Here is a 14,314-nt window from a genome sequence, read left to right as displayed (position 1 = left end):
GGAACCCCCCACCGTGCAGAGCCCGTTGCGCTACGGCATCACCATGCCGTTTCCCACGCCTCTCCCTGACCATCCCGGGATCGCCCGCGAACTCGCCGACGCCGGCTACACCGATGTCTGGAGCATCGAAGTCGATGGCCTCGACGGCTTCACCCCGCTGACCCTGGCCGCCGCAGGCGCACCCGAGGTGAACCTGGGCACCGCGATCGTCTCCCCGTACACGCGCGGCCCGGCGCTGCTCGCCATGACCGCCGCAGCGCTGGCCGAACTCGCGCCAGGACGCTTCCACTTGGGGCTCGGAGCCGCGTCGCGGCCCATCGTGCAGGACTGGAACGACACCGCGTACGACCGGCCGTACCAGCGCGTCCGCGACACCGTGCGTTTCCTGCGCGCCGCACTCGCGGGGGAGCGCGTCGCCGAGCGCTACGACACCTTCGAAGTCAACGGATTCCGGCTCACCCGCCCGCCGCAGACACCGCCGCCCATCTACCTCGCGGCGCTCCGCGAGGGCATGCTGCGCCTGGCGGGACGCGAGGCCGACGGGGCGATCCTCAACTGGCTGTCCGCGGACGACGTCAAACGCGTCGTCCCGTACGTCCACGAAGGCGGTTCCGGAAAGGAAATCGTCTGCCGGGTCTTCGTCTGCCCGACCGAGGACGCCGACGCGGCGCGCGCCACGTTCCGCCGCATGATCACCGCGTACCTGAACGTCCCCGGTTACGCGAACTACCAGCGCTGGCTGGGCCGGGGAGACCGCCTGCAGCCCATGTGGGACGCGTGGGAGTCAGGAGACCGCCGCGCCGCGCTGGCGGCCGTACCGGACTCCGTCGTCGACGAACTCCTGGTCCACGGATCACCGGAGCAGTGCCGCGAGGCCATCCGGCGCTACGTCGACAACGGCGTCACGGTGCCGGTGGTCTGGCTGATCGACGCGGGCACCGGATCCGACCCCGTCGCCGACGCCCTTGCCCTGGTCCCGTGAGCCGAACACCCGAGGCAAGCAGTTGGGTTGAACACCTGAGCACAACAAGAAGGCCGACGCCCCGCATCCGGGGCGTCGGCATTCCCGCGGAGCTGTCGGGTAGTTCCCACCAGTGGGCGGCGCCTTCGAGTCCTTCGACCGTGTGGCGGGAGATGTTGACGGACAGCGGCTGCCACGACTCAAAGCGTACGGTCCCGGCGCGGCCGTGGAGTTCCAGCAAGTCGACTTCGCCGCGGGCGGGCCGGGCGATCGATTGCATGACCGTGACAGGCCCAGCACGGCAAGCACTCCGACGCCGAAGTCCGGAGAGCGAGATCGTTCAGGCGTTGTCGTCCGCGTATCCCAGGAATCGGTGTTCCAGTTCTGCGAGCAGTTCTTGGCCGCGCGGCGCGAGGTCGCCGAGCTGGCGGAGCGTCAGGTCCATGCCGGCGTCGGCCTCCGGCGTCTCCAGGTGCTCCGCCACTTCGGGCCAGTACCGCAGCATGGCGTCCTTGAAGATCTCCAAAGCCCTCTGATCGCCGCGCAATTCGGAAACCCAGGAATCCAGGGTGAAGCGCGCCGTGGCGACCTTGGGGGCGGGGATGGTCCACGCATGGTGTCCGGCGCCGACATCGGGGAGGGATCCGGCGCCCAGCAGGTCCACGGACGCGGTGGTGTTCGGTGGGACGTCGGCTTCGACAACGAGTTCATCGCCGTTGATCCGCCACGCCACCGATGCCGGCCCGTACGGCGTGCGCAGCACGGCCTTGGCGTACGTGAGCCCGCCGCCGGGACGTGGCGCGATGCGCAGGCGTCGATAGCCCGGCTCGGCGCAGTCGAGGCCGGCGACGGTGCGGTAGAGCCAGTCGACGACCGCGCCGAGCGCGTAGTGGTTGAACGACGTCATGCCGTCCCGGTTCACGGTGCCGTCCGGGCGCATGCTGTCCCAGCGCTCCCAGATCGTCGTCGCGCCCTGGGTGACCGGGTACAGCCAGGATGGGCACCCGCGCTCCAGGAGCAGCCGATACGCGGTCTCCAGGTGACCATTCTCGGCGAGGGCGTCGCAGATCAGCGGAGTTCCGAGAAAGCCGGTGCCGATGCGGTGCCCGTTGTTCCGGACGAGCGCGGCGAGCCGGTCCGCCGCGTGCCTGCGCTGCTCTGCGCCGGGCAGCAACGCGAATTGCAGGGCGAGGGAGTATGCGGTCTGGGCGTCGCCGATGATGCGGCCCTTGGAGGTGACGTACTCGTGCTGGAACGCCGTCCGGACATCTGCGGCGAGTTGGGAGTACTGCCGCTCCTCGTCTTCGAGCCCGAGTACGGCGGCGGCTTGCGCCACCAATGAGGCGGAGTGTGCGAAGTACGCGGTCGCGACGACCTCGGCGGGCGTCTTCGCGGCCTGGGGCTGCCCGGCGGGTGCGCTCGGGTCGAGCCAGTCGCCGAACTGGAAGCCGGTGTTCCACAGCCGATCCGGCCCCGCCAGCTCGGCCACATGGTCGACCCAGGCGCGCATGCTCGCGAACTGGGCGGCCAGTACGCCCTTGTCGCCGTAGCGCTGGTACAGCGTCCACGGGACGACGGTGGCCGCATCCGACCACCCCGCCGCCGCCAGGTCGGCGAAGGGCGTGACCTTGGGGACGATGCTCGGCGCCGCGCCGTCTGCCCGTTGCTCCAGGGCGAGATCGACGAGCCAGGACCCGAGAAACCCCGCGGAGTCGTACAACTGGCAGGCCGTGGGGGAGAACACCTGGATGTCGCCGGTCCAGCCGAGACGTTCGTCGCGCTGCGGGCAATCGGTGGGCACGTCCAGGAAGTTGCCGCGCATGCCCCACACGGCGTTTTCGTGGAGGCGGTTGACGAGTTCGTCGGACGACTCGAAGAAGCCGACGCGCTCCATGTCGGAATGGATGACGGCCGCGCGTACGGCGTCAGGGTCGAACTCGCCTGGCCAGCCCGTGACTTCCACGTAGCGGAAGCCGTGGAACGTGAAGCGTGGCTCCCACGTCTCGGGGGCACCGCCGCGCAGGATGTAGCGGTCGGTAGCCTCCGCGGTCCGTAGCGGCTCGACGGCCAACTCGCCGTCCTGAAGGACCTCGGCGTGCCGAAGAACGATCTCCCGACCGGCCGCTCCGTCGACCGTGAGGCGCAGGCGCCCCACGAGGTTCTGGCCGAAGTCCATGACCGTCTTCCCGGACGGCGATGTGGTGACGGCGACCGGCGATAGCTCCTCGGTACGGCGAACCGGCGGACCTGTCGGCGCCGCCAGGACAGCCATGTCGAAAGCCTCGGCGCGGACGCCGTGCCAGTTCTCCGGCCGAATGCGCGCGTCATGGGTCTCACCGTCGTACAGGCTTGCTCGCAGAGTGGGCCCCGGCGCCGCCTGCCACGTCCCGTCGGCGTCCGTGGCGACGGCGAACACCCTCCCATCCGCCATGACGATCTCCAACTGCGCGAGCAGCGCCAGGCGTTCGCCGTACAGCGCCCTGCCGCCCTCCCAGCCGAGGCGGCCCCGGTACCAACCGTCCGCGAGCGTGGCGGTGAACTCGTTCGCGCCTTCGTGCAGCAACTCCGTGACGTCGTACGTCTGGTAGCGCAGCCGCTGGTCATATGCCGTCCAGCCGGGCGCAAGCACCTGGTCGCCGATCCGGGCGCCGTTCAGCTCGGCTTCGTATACCCCCAAAGCGGTCGCATACAGGCGAGCGGTGCGTACCGGACCGTCCAGCGCGAACGGGCGGCGCAGCACGGCGCACGGGTTGTCCTTCGACGCATCCTCGTCCCAATCCGGCGAGACGAACCGCGCAGTCCAGTCGCTCTCGTCCAGCAGGCCGGTCTCCACCCAGGTCACGTCGCTCCACGCCGACCAGGCAGGGTGCGCGCGGTCCGCGCTTCGCGCCGCGACTCGCACGCGCACGCCGACGCGTTCCCGCGACTCCAGCGCCGCGAACGGCCACGACACCAGTACGGACTCGTCCGACTCCCGGGCCACCGAAGACAACCGCTTCCCGGCGGAATTGACAAGCTCCAGCTCATAGACGCCTTGTCGCCATCCGTCCGCGGTGGTCCGCGTAATCCACGACAGCCGCGGTTCACGCCACCCGATGCCCAGCGTGTCGCGTACGTTTTCCACTGTGGGTGCCTCTACGGCCGTGTTGGGTTGCGGCGTCGGGGTCATCACGAACTCCTTGGCGTTACAGCGGCAGACCTGTTCAAGACCGGTGGCACGGGATGATCATATGAAACGTTTCATTAAGCTTGCAGTCGAAACTTGCGAGACAAGTTAACGTACTACTTACACGAAGTCGCGCTCGGGGACAACGGGGCCTCAGAGAGGCGTCGCCCTTCACGCCTTCCGCCAGCCGTTCATGCGCCGGGGCAGTCGCAGTGGGTTGACGTCGCGCAGCGCCGGCGGCAGCAGCGCGACGCGGTGTTCTGATAGGCGACCGGGCGCAGCCGGCGTTCGATCGCGGTGGCGCCGACCGACGTGGGGGTCGATGTCGTCGCGGGGGTACGGCCGCCCTGGTGCTGTGCGGCCGCCACGGCCACGCCGGCGGCCCAGCCGTTGACCACAACGCGTCCTGCCAGTTCGGCGAGTCGGCCGAGCAGCGCCGCCTGCGGATAAGCGGGACGCTGGTCCTCGCCTTCGGGTTCCGGTTCGCGCCGCTCCTGCGCGTGCGTACTGTGGCCTGCGCGCAGTTCGCCGGCGACCTCCGCTTCCCAGGCGTCGTCCAGGCGTGGTCCGTGCTTGTCACTCCTGCGGTCCATCGGCATGACCGGCTCCCTTCCTCGGACCTGTCGGCCCGTCGGCCCGGCGACAGCTCGGGTGGCAGACGCCGTGCATCGGGGCCCCAGCGGGGTAGTCGCCGCTCATGGATCGCATATCGGTGGGTACGTGCTCGTGGACCGACGCTGCCCTCAAAACCAGCGGTTGGTATCCGCCTGACTGCTCTGAGCCCGAGGCCCGACTGCGTTACTACGCGCAGAAGTTCGACGTGGTGGAGGTGGACGCGACCTACTATTCGCTACCCAGTACGCGCAACAGCGAGCTGTGGGTCGAGCGAACACCCGAGGAGTTCACCTTCGACGTCAAAGCGTTCTCCTTGCTCACCGGCCATCCGACCCGGTCGGGATCCCTGCCGCTGGAATTGCGCCCATTGCTGCGACACGGACGGGGTCGGCCGGACGCCGGTCTTTTGGACGAGGTCTGGCAGCGCTTCAGCGGCGCTCTGCGTCCCCTTCGTGATGCGGGACGCCTCGGGACACTCCTCTTCCAGTTCCCGCCGTCATTCGCTCCTGACGAGCCAGCCACCCAATTCCTCGTCGACTGCGTCGAACGGGCAGGAGACTGGCCGGTGGCAGTCGAGTTCCGCCATCCCGGCTGGTGGCGGGACGACAACATCCATGCGACACAGGCGCTTCTCAAGCGCTTGGACGCCGCCGCGGTCGCCGTCGACATGGCACAGACGCTGCCCGCGTCCATCCCGCCCGTAGCGCCGGTCACCGCGCCCCGGCTCGCGGTGGTCCGTTTCCACGGGCGCAGTCGGGCGTGGGGGACCGGCTCCAAGGAGGACCGGTTTCGTCACGTCTACTCGGCCGATGAACTGAGCGAATGGGTCCCCCGGTTGCGCACACTGGCCGAGCAAGCGGACCGGGTGCACGTGCTGTTCAACAACTGCTGCGCCGATGCCGCGGTGCGGGCGGCCGAGAAGATGCAACAACTGCTCCACGCAACCCGTCGGGCAAGTGACGCTGCGCCGGCGTAGGCCGACAGAGGCTCGGTTGACGTTCCTGGCCGCACGCCGATGGTTTGGTTGGTCCGCACGGGCCGTTGCTGATCGCCGACATCGGCGGGGATCAGTTGAAATGGCTTTCGGAACCGGTCAGTTGCCTTCGGCATCGGTGTCGGTACCGTTGGGCGCGGGCCGATTGACCCGGCATCACGTGCGCGGTTCCGGGCCAGGAGGGCGCGCGTGCGCGGCGCTGTCCGCGCACCCGCGCGACATGCTCGGGCGGCGACGGCGACGATGTGTGATGTGGAGCCCACGCGCGCGGCGGCTACGTCCAAGGCGTTCGCCCAACGGGCGAGGTTGCGCGGAGCACCCCGCAAACGCGCGGGCCTGCACGTACCACGTCGTCTCAACCGTCGCGCGTTGGAGGAGGCCATCCCGCTGCCGGCGCGCCTTGACCCCAGGGAACGGGCGAGATTGCCGGGGATCAAGCCCGCGCGCCCGAACGACTCGTACGCCCGTCTGACCCGCGTCAGCCCGATGTCGGTGTCGGCTGAGATGCAGGGGACGCTGATGGCGCTCCACGTACTCGAACACCAGTGCGATGAGCGCAACGGCGCTTAAGGCGGCGATCGCCCAACGCGAGGACGAGTCGTGATGAACATAAGCCATGTTTGGTGCAAAAAGGTCGGGGCAGCCGCCGCATGCCGCTCCGGACGCACCACTCGCGCTCCCGTCGGCATATGGCGAACCACCGACGTTCGTGCCGCAAAGGAGCCGACGATGACGAGTACTGAAGCTGCCTACGCAGCCGCCAGGCCGACGCACAGGACTTTGCGAGTCGCTTCCGTCCCGGCGGGCCATGTCTATGTGCGGCATTGCGGAGCCGAGGACCGGTCGGACGCCGTCGTACGGCTCGCGGATCCGCGCCCGAACGGCGCTCCCAGTACGTCGCAACGATGGTGGCCGCCGGTCATGTTGGATCCCGGCTGGGTTACCGCGCACCACCACGAATTCGACATCTACCACCTGCATTTCGGCTTCGACGCCCAGACGCCTGAAGCTCTCCGCGAACTCGTCGGGACGCTGCGGCGGCATGGCAAGCCCCTGGTCTACACCGTCCACGATTTGCGCAATCCGCATCACCGGGACCGGTCGGCGCACGACAGCGCCTTGGACGTCATCGTGCCCGCAGCGGACGAACTGATCACGCTCACGCCCGGGGCGGCGCGGGAGATCCAAGGCAGATGGGGGCGCACCCCGACGGTGCTCCCGCACCCGCACGTCGTCGACCTGCGGCGTATGGCTCGACCTCGCCCGAGCCACGCGCAATACACAATCGGTGTGCACGCCAAGAGCCTGCGCCCCAACATGGATGTCCTGCCGACGGTACGAGCGCTGACATCGGCCGTGGCGGGCCTGCCCTCAACCTTTTTGCGCGTCGACGTCCATCGCGACGTGGAGGACCCCGACGCCCCCGCGTACGCCCCGGACCTGATAGCGGAGCTACGGCACATGCAGCAGGACGGACGCGTCGACCTGCGTGTCCACGACTACTTCGACGACGACGAACTTTGGGACTACCTTCAGGAGTTGGACCTCTCCGTGCTGCCGTACGCCTTCGGCACGCACTCGGGCTGGCTCGAAGCGTGCGCGGACCTGGGCACCGCCGTGGCGGTCTCGGACTGCGGGTACTACGCCGAGCAACGCCCCTGCCATTCCTTCCGACTCGGCGTGTCCGACGGCGACCCCCTCTCGCTGTCCACGGCGGTCAACGCCGCGTACCACGGCGCCCACTCCGTGCCGGGCCCATCACCCGACGAGCGGGCGGCCGAACGCCGTGGCATCGCCGAGGCCCACCGCCGGATCTACGAATCGGCGCTGCGATGAACCGCCGTCTCCGAATCGGCTTGGTCGCGTCCGTGCGCCATCCGATCCGCGAGCCGTTTGCCGGGGGCCTGGAGGCGCACACGTGGCATCTCGCCCGTGCCCTCGTCCACCGAGGGCACGAAGTCGCGCTGTTCGCCGGTCCCGGGTCGGACCCTGAACTGGGGGCCCGGGAAATGCGGATCAGGTCGTTTACCGCCAGCCGGCCGGCCCGCGCGGACACCAGCATGCCCGCCGAAAACTGGATGGCGGAACACCACGCATACCTGAACCTGATGATCGAACTGAGCCGCGGCGACCGATTCGACGTCATCCACAACAACAGCCTCCACTACCTGCCGGTGGCCATGGCCGCCGCGGTCCCCACGCCGCTGGTCACCACACTCCACACACCGCCCACACCCTGGCTGGAGTCGGCCATCGACACCGCCAGGCCGTGCCCGGTGACCTTCACGGCCGTCAGCAGACACACAGCGCATGCATGGAAGCGGTCCGTCCGGCACGCGCGGGTCGTCCACAACGGCGTCGACACTCGCCTGTGGCGGCCCGGCCCCGGCGGGCCGGACCTCGCCTGGACCGGTCGCCTCGTACCGGAGAAGGGACCCCACCTCGCGATCGCGGCCGCCCGCAAAGCCCGACGAAAACTGCGCCTCGCCGGCCCGATTTCCGACCAGGACTACTTCGACACGCACATTGCGCCCAACCTCGGGGACGGTATCGAGTACGTGGGCCATCTGTCCCGTCTCGCCGTCGCCGACCTGGTGGCGTCCTCCGCGGCACTGCTCGTCACACCGTGCTGGGACGAGCCGTACGGACTCGTCGTCGCCGAGAGCCTCGCGTGCGGCACACCCGTGGCCGGCTTCGACCGGGGCGCGCTCGGCGAGATTCTCACACCCGCCACGGGACGCCTGGTCGGACACGGCGACATCGACGCCCTCGCGGAGGCGATCGCCGAAACCGCGGCGCTGAGCCGGGAGGCCGCCCGGGCACGGGCGGAGGACTTCTGTTCGCTCGACACCATGACCAGTCGCTACGAGGGCCTCTACCGGGAGCTCGTGCCATGATCGCCTACTACGTCCACCACCACGGCCGCGGACACCTGAGCCGAGCCCAGTGCATCGCCCGACACACCCGGGCACCCGTCGCAGGGCTGTCTTCCCTGCCCAGACCGGCCGACTGGGACGGTCCCTGGATCGAACTGCCCATGGACACCGGTGATTTCCCGGCAGGCGCCCGCGACCCGGAAGCACACGGACGATTGCACTGGGCACCGTTGGGCCATGCAGGCCTGCGGCACCGCATGGGACTCACGGCAGCCTGGATAACTCGCCACGCCCCGAAGGCCTTCGTCAGCGACGTCTCCGTCGAAATGCTGTGCCTGGCACGGCTGATGGGCATCCCCTCGATCGCCGTGGCGATGCGTGGGACACGCACGGACCCGGCCCACCAGCTCGGCTACGACCTGGCGGACCTCCTCCTCGCCCCCTGGGCCGAGGAATTCGCCGAACCCGGGATTCCGCACCACTTGGCTGCGAAGACGGTCCACACCGGCGCCTTCTCGCGCTGCGACGACCGCCCGATCCTCCGACATCCACACAGTGCCGCCGCCGCGGGGGACGACCCGCGGCCACTCGTGCTGGTCATGCTCGGCGCAGGTGGAGCGGCCATCACGGCGGCGCAGTTGAAGGACGCAGCCGACGGCAACCCCGGGTGGCGCTGGCGTACGCTCGGCGGCCCTGGAGGCTCCTGGGCGGATGATCCGTGGCCCCTGGTCTGTGCTGCGGATGTCGTGGTCACGCATGCCGGTCAGAACGCGGTCGCCGAGTGCGCTGCCGCTCGCAGGCCCACCGTTGTCCTGCCGCAGGACCGGCCTTTCGGCGAACAGCACGCCGTAGCGGACGCGCTGGAGCAGGGGCGTCTTGCGGTCGTCCACCGATCGTGGCCGCGCCGGGACCAGTGGCCGGCGGTTCTCGACTCCGCCCGCCGCATGGGGGGAGAGGCTTGGTCGCGGTGGTCGCCAGGGGACGGAGCGGCCCGAGCGGCACGCGTGCTCGACGAGTTCCCCGCCCATCTGTCGGGACATCCGGAGGTGTCATGCGTGTCGCGGTGATCACGCTCGTGGCCGGCAGGCACGAACACCTGCGTCTTCAGATTCGGGGACTCGCGTCCGGCAGCGTCCGCCCGGAACACTACGTAGTGGTCACCATGGACGACCCCGACGTGCCTTCGGTCGTCGGCCAGGGCGTCGGAGACCGGAACGACGTCGTCCCGGTCCGGGTTCGGGACGGTCGGCTCCCGCTCGCCCGGGCCCGGAACGCCGGTGCCGAGCATGCCCTTGCGGCCGGTGCCGAGTTGCTGGTGTTTCTGGATGTGGACTGCGTGCCGGGACCACGGACACTCGACCGGTACATGCGGACGGCGCGGGACGGTGCCCTCTTGTGCGGCACCGTCGCCTATCTGCCGCCACCGCCGGCTGAGGGGTACTCGCTGGACAGGCTCCCCCGGCTGGCGCCACCCCACCAAGCCCGCCCCAGCCCGCCGGACGATGAGGTCTGGGAAGGCGGAGACCCCAACCTCTTCTGGTCGCTGTCGTTTGCGGTGACCGCCGGTACCTGGCGGCACATCGGCGGCTTCCACGAGGAGTACGAGGGGTACGGCGGCGAGGACACCGACTTCGGTCGCATGGCCGACAGCGCGGGGGTCCGACTGTGTTGGGTGGGCGGCGCTCCGGCGTACCATCAGCACCACGAGACAAGTCGACCGCCGGTAGGACACCTCGACGACATCCTGACCAACGGCGCCGTCTTCCACCGCCGTTGGGGGGAGTGGCCGATGCGTGGCTGGCTCCAGGAGTTCGCCGACCTGGGCCTGGCGGAGTACGACCCGTCGATCGACTGCTGGCGTCGCCCCGCGCGCGCCGAGTGACCGAGTTTCACAGGCCGAGGTCGATGACCACCGCGTGATGCTCCGAAGGCGGAGGGACTTCGGTTCCGGCAAGGGGCCCGTAGTTGCTCCGTTCGAGCGGCACGCCGGTCGGGCCCCGGCCGGGCCGGTGGTCGCCGGGCCGTCAGGCCCGACTTCGGTGGGTCGGCGGGCCCGAAAACCTCGTGGGTCGCCTGTGGTTCGCGGTGCCAAACCTATTTACCCATTTGCAGGTGCCGAGTCGGCATGTGCGCACCGCCGGTCGGGTGAAACCTCAGCGCGGCGGCCGCGCGGTGACGCTTCCGAGGCGTGGCGGGCCCGACGATTGCGGGCAGCCCGCATCCGCGCCGACGTACGGCTGCGGGCGTATCCAAGCCGAACCGGAGGAGCCGCAGTGCTGGAGCGCACCCGCCGCAAGGACACCACCCAGGTCACGTTCATCCTTCCGCCCGACCCGGCATGCCCCGCGGTCAGCGTGGTCGGCGACTTCAACGACTGGACTCCCGGCACCCACGAGCTCCTGGTACGCAAGGACGGCACCCGGGCCGTGACCGTGGCAGTGCCGGGGGAGGAGCGGATGCACTTCCGCTACCTCGCCCACGGCGGCCACTGGTTCGACGAAGCCGACGCGGACGGCCACGACGGCCACAACAGCTACCTGGAGCTCGCCCGAGTGTGACCCGGCAGAACCCCGCCCTCGGCCGACCGGCGGCGGCCAAAGTCGGCGCAGCGCCGATCCGACCGCAGGAGCAGGCCTGCGACCGGGGCGGCGCTCGCGCACACGCCGCGGCGTTCGTGCACGCCTTGGCCGCCGCCCTGCACTCGGACGGAAGCCGCGTAGCCGCGGACTGAGGCCCGTAGAGGTACCGGGACTGGCGGGCCCGTGCGAAAGAAGCCTTCGACAACACGCTGCGAACCCGCCATAAATCCGTGTCACCGGGTTCCTGCGCGACAACGCACTGGGCCTGGCGTTCCTGCTGGCGTTCGCGGCAGCGTTGGTGGGGCAGGCGTTCGCCGGGCGTGCGGAGTTCAACTCCCCGCTCGCCGTCGACGGCTTCGCCCGGGTCGGGTTCTGGGAGTACGTGTCCTCGTCCGATTTCGCGGTCGATGTGACGGAGAACTGGCAGTCGGAGTACCTGCAGTTCTTCCTCTACATCACGGCCACGATCTGGCTGTTGCAACGCGGGTCCCCAGAGTCGAAGAAGATGGGCACCGCGGGCACCGAAACCGACCAAGACCAGCGGGTCGGACGTCACGCCGGATCCGACTCACCCGCCTGGGCAGGGGCGGGCGGCTGGCGGCAGCACGTGTTCTCCCGCTCCCTCGGCCTGGTGATGGGCGGCATCTCAGCCGTTCCTGTCATCGACATGATCAACACCTACGAGCACGCGGACGCGGACCTGCTCGTCCCTTCGGTACGCCGCGCGCTCCCGGCGTTGGGTGAACTGATCCGCGAGGCCCGGGAGACCGGTACGGACGTCGTCTAGTGCTGTGGCCGGGAAGGTTTGCCGGTTCCTGGTGTTCGGTGCCGTGCATCGCAAGGCGCAGGCCCGAAGCTCGTACTCGGTCGTACTCGCGAGGGTCTGCAACGCGGCGAGGTGGGGTGCCGGGCGCCGGGAACCGGTGAACCTTTCCGGTCACAGCACTAGGTCAACGACAAACTTCGGACGGTGGAGATCGGACCATGCGGAGGCCGATGGTGCTGTGCGGCCAGGTCACCGAGCAATGTGTGCTGTACTCCGCGATCGACGCCCACGTACGCCGCCTGGAGATCACCGTCGCCGAGGACGCCGTCGGGTGCATCCACCGGGCCTCGCCCAGGCCGCTCTCCGCATGATGGAACGCAACCTGGGAGCCGAAGTTCGCCCGGTTGGGCGAATCGCGTTGAAGTGACGACACCAGCGCGCATGTCGTCGGTCACCGGCACTCGTCAGGAGTTCGCGCGGGGCAGGACCTCGTCGCTGTAGAAGGCGAAGAAGTCGGCGTACTCAGGTCCCATCTGGTTGACGTACACCTCGTCGAACCCGGCGTCCGCGTAGGCGCGCAGGCCGCGCACGTGCTCGTCGACGTCGTCGCCGCAGGTGATCGCGTCGGCGACCATCTCCTCGGTCACCAGGCTCACCGCCTGCTCGAAGTGCCGGGGCAGCGGGAGAACCTGCCCCAGCTCTCCGGGCAGGACTTCGTTCGGCCAGGTGCGGTGCGCGGTCTCCACGGCCTTTTGCCGGTCGCGGCCCCAACACACCTTCAGTCCGCCGACGACCGGCTTGTCACCGCCTCCGCCGTCGCGGAACCGCCACACCGCTTCGGCGTCGGGCTTCATGGTGACCAGTCCGTCGCCGATCCGCGCCGCCAGGTCGACAGCCTTGGGGCCGAAACCGGAGACGTAGATCGGCAGTTTCCCGTCCGGAGTGTTGTACAGCCGGGCGTTCTCGACCGTGTAGTGCGGGCCGTGATGGCTGACCATGCCGCCGTCGAACAAGTCGCGCATGATCGCGACGGCCTCTTCCAGCATGCCGGCCCGCACCGGGAACGGAGGCCATGCCGCCCCTGTGATGTGTTCGTTGAGGGCCTCGCCCGTGCCGACCCCGAGCCGGAACCGCCCACCGGTCATGACGCTGGAGGTCGCCGCCGCCTGCGCGGTGACCGCCGGGTGCAGACGCACGGTGGGGCACGTGACCAACGTGGTGATCGGCAGCGTCGTCACCTGGGACAGCGCGCCGATGACCGACCACACGAAGGGGCTGTTGCCCTGCTCGTCGATCCACGGATGGAAGTGATCGGAGATCGCAAGCCTGGTGAATCCGGCCTGTTCGGCCAGTTTGGCCTGCTCGATCAGCACGTGCGGGGGGAACTCCTCGCTCGCCAGGAAGTAGCCGTAGCTGGTCACTCGTGGTGCCTCGCTGGGGTATCGACGCGCCGCCTTCAGGAGGGCCGCATGGCTTCGGCGAGGGACGGCGATTCCCCGCCGTCGGCGCGGGTACCCGACGACCGGGATGGCTACGCGTCGTCCCAGTCGGTTGCGGACGTCGACCAGGGCACACATCCCTTCCGACCTCGCGACCACTCGACAGACCCGTTGGGTGCCGCCCGCCGGATACCGGTAGGCGCGCCGTGCGGTCGGAACGGACGACGGGGTCGCCCACGCGGAGGAGGCGGATGCCGTTTGACGCCGCGGTGCGCAGGCTAGCCGCCGGCCATGAGACTTCGTGCCCACAACCCGCAGGCCGTCGTGATCACCGGTGCCGGCGGGGGAGTCGGCGGTCGAGGCCGCCGCGGCTGCCGCCGAGGCCGAGTTCGGGCCCATCGACGTGCGGGTCAACAACGCCTTCAGCGGCGTCTTCGCGCCGTTCACCGAGGTCACGGCCGAGGAGTTCAAACGCGTCACCGAGGTCACCTATCTCGGTTACGTCGACGGCGCGCAAAGCGCGTTGCGGCGGATGGTGCCCGCGACCACGGAACGCTGGTGCACGTCGGATCGGCCATCGCCTACCGAGGAATCCCGTTGCAGACGGCGCACAGCGGCGCCAAGCACGCGATCCGGGGCTGGCACGAGGCGCTGCGGTGCGAACTCCCGCACTCGGGCGCGCGGGTGCGGTCCATGATGGTGCAGCTGCCGGCCGTCAACGCGCCGCAGTTCGACCGGGTGCTGTCACGGCTGCCACGCCGCGCGCAACCCGTTCCCCCATCCACGAGCCCGAGATCGCGGCCCGCGCGATCGTGTACGCCGCCGACCACCCGAGCCGCCGCGAGCACTGGGTCGGTGCCTCCACCGCCGCCACCCTGCTCGCTAACGCCGTGGCCCCGGGGCTACTCGACCCAGTGG

At 69.6% G+C, this 14,314-nt stretch carries 9 protein-coding genes and 4 pseudogenes; 10 read left to right on the top strand and 3 right to left on the bottom strand.

From position 1 onward, the window contains the following. The first annotated feature begins 13 nt into the window (after window positions 1–13). The gene (locus ACWD12_RS05235) at window positions 14–982 is read left to right on the top strand and encodes an LLM class F420-dependent oxidoreductase (RefSeq protein ID WP_450098398.1); all 969 of its coding nucleotides are present in this window, start codon (window positions 14–16) and stop codon (window positions 980–982) included. Between the two features lie 319 nt (window positions 983–1,301). Here the strand turns inward: ACWD12_RS05235 and ACWD12_RS05230 are convergent, their stop codons facing one another. After that, window positions 1,302–4,130: a family 78 glycoside hydrolase catalytic domain gene (locus ACWD12_RS05230; protein WP_450098397.1), complete on the bottom strand. Its 2,829-nt coding sequence runs from the start codon at window positions 4,128–4,130 to the stop codon at window positions 1,302–1,304. Between the two features lie 168 nt (window positions 4,131–4,298). After that, window positions 4,299–4,567, bottom strand: a pseudogene (locus tag ACWD12_RS05225) (aldehyde dehydrogenase (NADP(+))); the annotation flags it as partial. A 257-nt stretch (window positions 4,568–4,824) separates the two neighbouring features. On the opposite strand from ACWD12_RS05225, the gene ACWD12_RS05220 reads away from it, so the two are divergent. The 8 genes and pseudogenes from ACWD12_RS05220 (at window position 4,825) to ACWD12_RS05185 (ending at window position 12,384) form a co-directional block, all read left to right on the top strand. Beyond that, entirely contained in the window at window positions 4,825–5,718 is an 894-nt protein-coding gene (locus ACWD12_RS05220; protein WP_450098396.1) for a DUF72 domain-containing protein, read from the top strand. A gap of 939 nt (window positions 5,719–6,657) precedes the next feature. Further along, a complete protein-coding gene (locus tag ACWD12_RS05215; RefSeq protein ID WP_450098395.1) occupies window positions 6,658–7,572 on the top strand; it encodes a glycosyltransferase family 1 protein in 915 nt (304 codons plus the stop codon). Beyond that, window positions 7,569–8,633 (top strand): glycosyltransferase, encoded by a 1,065-nt coding sequence (locus tag ACWD12_RS05210; RefSeq protein WP_450098394.1) that lies wholly within the window; start codon window positions 7,569–7,571, stop codon window positions 8,631–8,633. The genes ACWD12_RS05215 and ACWD12_RS05210 overlap by 4 nt, the downstream gene beginning before the upstream one ends. Continuing rightward, complete coding sequence (locus ACWD12_RS05205) at window positions 8,630–9,679, top strand: glycosyltransferase (RefSeq protein ID WP_450098393.1); 1,050 nt, start codon at window positions 8,630–8,632, stop codon at window positions 9,677–9,679. Before ACWD12_RS05210 ends, ACWD12_RS05205 begins: the two co-directional genes overlap by 4 nt. Next, window positions 9,664–10,494: a glycosyltransferase family 2 protein gene (locus ACWD12_RS05200; protein WP_450098392.1), complete on the top strand. Its 831-nt coding sequence runs from the start codon at window positions 9,664–9,666 to the stop codon at window positions 10,492–10,494. Before ACWD12_RS05205 ends, ACWD12_RS05200 begins: the two co-directional genes overlap by 16 nt. Window positions 10,495–10,885: 391 nt before the next feature. Further along, the gene (locus tag ACWD12_RS05195) at window positions 10,886–11,170 is read left to right on the top strand and encodes a hypothetical protein (RefSeq protein WP_358361415.1); all 285 of its coding nucleotides are present in this window, start codon (window positions 10,886–10,888) and stop codon (window positions 11,168–11,170) included. A 319-nt stretch (window positions 11,171–11,489) separates the two neighbouring features. Continuing rightward, window positions 11,490–11,780 (top strand): annotated as a pseudogene (locus tag ACWD12_RS05190) (DUF6766 family protein); the annotation flags it as partial. Between the two features lie 45 nt (window positions 11,781–11,825). Beyond that, a pseudogene (locus tag ACWD12_RS05185) lies at window positions 11,826–12,384 on the top strand (cysteine hydrolase family protein). A 37-nt stretch (window positions 12,385–12,421) separates the two neighbouring features. On the opposite strand, the gene ACWD12_RS05180 reads toward ACWD12_RS05185, so the two are convergent. Continuing rightward, on the bottom strand, window positions 12,422–13,378 hold the full coding sequence (locus ACWD12_RS05180; RefSeq protein WP_450098391.1) for a TIGR03557 family F420-dependent LLM class oxidoreductase: 957 nt from the start codon (window positions 13,376–13,378) through the stop codon (window positions 12,422–12,424). A gap of 358 nt (window positions 13,379–13,736) precedes the next feature. On the opposite strand from ACWD12_RS05180, the pseudogene ACWD12_RS05175 reads away from it, so the two are divergent. After that, window positions 13,737–14,307 (top strand): annotated as a pseudogene (locus tag ACWD12_RS05175) (SDR family oxidoreductase); the annotation flags it as partial. Window positions 14,308–14,314 lie beyond the last annotated feature (7 nt).

It is taken from the genome of Streptodolium elevatio, assembly GCF_053592165.1.
Note: the sequence above shows the minus strand (reverse complement) of the source record. Positions and strands in the feature narration are given on the sequence as shown.

Coding starts and splice junctions, on each gene's coding strand:
- ACWD12_RS05230 (WP_450098397.1), bottom strand. CDS start 4,130: ATGACCCCGACGCCGCAACCCAACACGGCCGTAGAGGCACCCACAGTG.
- ACWD12_RS05220 (WP_450098396.1), top strand. CDS start 4,825: ATGGATCGCATATCGGTGGGTACGTGCTCGTGGACCGACGCTGCCCTC.
- ACWD12_RS05215 (WP_450098395.1), top strand. CDS start 6,658: ATGTTGGATCCCGGCTGGGTTACCGCGCACCACCACGAATTCGACATC.
- ACWD12_RS05210 (WP_450098394.1), top strand. CDS start 7,569: ATGAACCGCCGTCTCCGAATCGGCTTGGTCGCGTCCGTGCGCCATCCG.
- ACWD12_RS05205 (WP_450098393.1), top strand. CDS start 8,630: ATGATCGCCTACTACGTCCACCACCACGGCCGCGGACACCTGAGCCGA.
- ACWD12_RS05200 (WP_450098392.1), top strand. CDS start 9,664: ATGCGTGTCGCGGTGATCACGCTCGTGGCCGGCAGGCACGAACACCTG.